General features: G+C 64.6%; 3 protein-coding genes. 1 reads left to right on the forward strand and 2 read right to left on the reverse strand.

From position 1 onward, the window contains the following. Together GF399_04480 and GF399_04485 are read right to left on the reverse strand one after the other, a co-directional pair. On the reverse strand, window positions 1-381 hold a 381-nt coding region (locus GF399_04480; GenBank protein ID MBD3399569.1), incomplete at its 3' end, for a hypothetical protein. A gap of 167 nt (window positions 382-548) precedes the next feature. Next, on the reverse strand, window positions 549-2,132 hold the full coding sequence (locus GF399_04485; GenBank protein MBD3399570.1) for a radical SAM protein: 1,584 nt from the start codon (window positions 2,130-2,132) through the stop codon (window positions 549-551). Between the two features lie 285 nt (window positions 2,133-2,417). Here GF399_04485 and GF399_04490 point away from each other — a divergent pair. Then, window positions 2,418-2,671: helix-turn-helix domain-containing protein (locus tag GF399_04490; GenBank protein ID MBD3399571.1), on the forward strand; the 254-nt coding region annotated here is incomplete at its 3' end.

Raw genomic sequence — 2,671 nt, forward strand, 5'->3', positions numbered from 1 at the left:
CACATCACCGGCCGAGTCCACCGTCTCGATCTCCCAGCTCGCGCCGGTCCAATGGGCGTACTTGAGATCGTCGTTGTTGACGTAGTAGTACGAGATGTGCGGGTTGCCGCCGGCATCCAGCGCCAGAGAGGTATAGTAGCCGACATCACCACTCGAATCCACCCAATCTATCTCCCAGCTCGAGCCGTTCCAGGCGGCGTACTTGAGGTCGCCGTTGGAGTAGTCGCAGTACGAGATATGCGGGTTGCTGCCGGTGTCCAGCGCCAGCAAGGTGTACTGACCGACATCACCAGTCGAATCCACCGTCTCGATAAGCCAGTCGTCGGCGGTTGCAGGTGCGACTAACACCAAGGCCAAAACGAGTAACAGCATCCGTTTCATTTTCCGCTCCCTTTGAGGTCGTCTGCCGCTAGACAGCCTAGACAGCAATGATGGTTTAATGATGGTTGAAAGTGAAAACTATCATTTAGCTAGGTGAAGTATTCAGCTTTGTCAAGAAGAACGGGACGGGCCGAAGCCCGTCCCCATAATCCTTCCATTTGGACCGGCTAAGCCGTTCCCTCGTCACCCTCCTCGGCCAGGGCGGCCTTGCGCTCGGCGGCCAGGCGTTCCATCGCCTGGACCTTCTCTTTGTTCCGGCGCCGCTCCTTGCGGCCCTCCGGGGTGAAGCGGTTGCGGAAGAAGTAGCGCAGGTGCTTCCAGCCCACCGGGAAGATCAGCGACCACTCGTCCCAGTGCACCAGGGTGCGGAAGAACTTGCCCAGCAGGAACCTGGGGCTGAGGTAGATCATCCGGAAGCCCTTGTCGCAGTAGTAGTCGATCTCCTGGGGGGTCAGGTTGCCGCCGGCGGCGTTGGAGACCATGTCCCCGGCCTCGGAGCTGGTCAGCTCGTGCATGTCGGCCGAGGTGATCCGCCCCTCGCCGATGAGCTGCTCGAAGGCTGCCGTGCCCGGGTAGAGGGACAGGGGCAGCCACTGGACCGTATAGAGCGGCAACTGCCTGGCGAAGCGGTAGCTCTCCTCGATGGTCTCGACGGTCTCGCCCGGGGTGCCGATGATGAAGGCGGCGTTGAACAGCACGCCGGTACGCTTGCAGTCCGCGGCGAAGCGCCGCATCCGCTCGACGGTGCTCCCCTTGCGCATGGCGTCGAGCATCCGCTGCGAGCCCGACTCGAAGCCCACGCAGAGCATCCGCAGGCCGGCGTTCTTGAGGTCCTTGAGAACCTCGTAGTCCACGTCGGCCCGGGCGTTGGTCGACCATTTGATCTTCAGGCCGCGCTGGCGGTAGCCCTCGGCGAAGGCGTGCATCCGCTTGTTGCTGATGGTGAAGGTGTCGTCCTCGAACATGATCTCTTTGGCCTTCGGCCAGTGCGACTGGATGAACTCCATCTCGTCGAGGACCTTATCCAGGGAGCGGTAGCGCACCCGGCGGCCGGAGAAGGTATGGGGGAACAAGCAGAAGGTGCAGCGGTGAGGGCAGCCCCGGCTGGCCCGGGTCATCACGTGGGGCCAGCGGCAGGGGTTGTAGCGGTAGTGCCTGATGTTGAGCCCCTGATTCCAGTAGACCTCGGCTAGCATCGGCAGGTCGTCGAGGTCGGGGATCAGCGGCCGGGCCTCGGTGCGGACGAACCCGCCGTCGCGCAGGAAGGCCAACCCCTGGATCCGCTCCAGCTCGTCGAGGTCCCCGCCGCCGGCCAGCCAGTCGGCGACCTCGACGACGGTGTAGTCGTACTCGCCGACGGCCACGGCGTCCAGGTCCGCCCCGCCGGCCTTGAGGACCAGCTCGGGGATGCTCGTCGGGTGCGGACCGACGAGCATGGTGAAGACGTCCCCGCCCTGCTGCTCCTTGAGGGCGTTGAGAGTGTTGATGTCGGCGGCCAGACTCGGCGCGCTGGTGGCGGCGATGACCAGCCGCGGTTCGAGCTCCCGGGCGATCTCCAGGGTGCCGGCGAGATCGATGTCCGCCGCCGGGCAATCGACCAGCTTGACCGTGTGGCCGGCGCGCTCCAGCATCCCCGCGGCCCAGGCCAGCCAGAGGGGGAAGTAGAGGGTGCCGCCACGCGGGGCGTAGGCCGAGCGCTGCTCGCGGCTGAAGTGCTTGACAAAGGGAGGGTTGAGGACCAGGATGTTCACGGGGGGCTCCTTGAAGCGTGACCTGCTCGTTCGGTAGAGGGGCTGCTCCTTGCGCAGGGCGATTATACAAAAAAACCGCCGTCGGAGCCTGCAACTGTACCACTTCGCGCCACAGAAACCAAGGGCAATCCCGGATAATCACCGTCCCCGCCGCCGCCCGTCGGCGAGACCGCGACAGCTTACCCCGACAGGACCCTGAGGCACCCCTTTTCTGCCGATGAAACATCTCCAACCGCCGGCCGATATGCTATCCTTGGACCGAGGACACCACAGGCGGGAGGCCGCGTGGATCACCTGCAGCGTGAAACTCGACGGGAGTACGCCGCCCGGATCAACCGGGTGATCGATTTCGTCCAGCACAACCTCGACGGCGACCTGCGCCTGGAACGGCTGGCCGAGGTGGCGGGCTTCAGCCCCTGGCACTTCCACCGCGTCTTCCGCGCCATGACAGGCGAGTCCCTGGCGGCCTACGTCCAGCGCATCCGCCTGCAGTGCGCCGCCTCCCGCTTGATCAACAGCCCGCGGGACAAGATATCCCA

It is taken from the genome of Candidatus Coatesbacteria bacterium (genome assembly GCA_014728225.1).
GTDB lineage: Bacteria > RBG-13-66-14 > RBG-13-66-14 > RBG-13-66-14 > RBG-13-66-14 > WJLX01.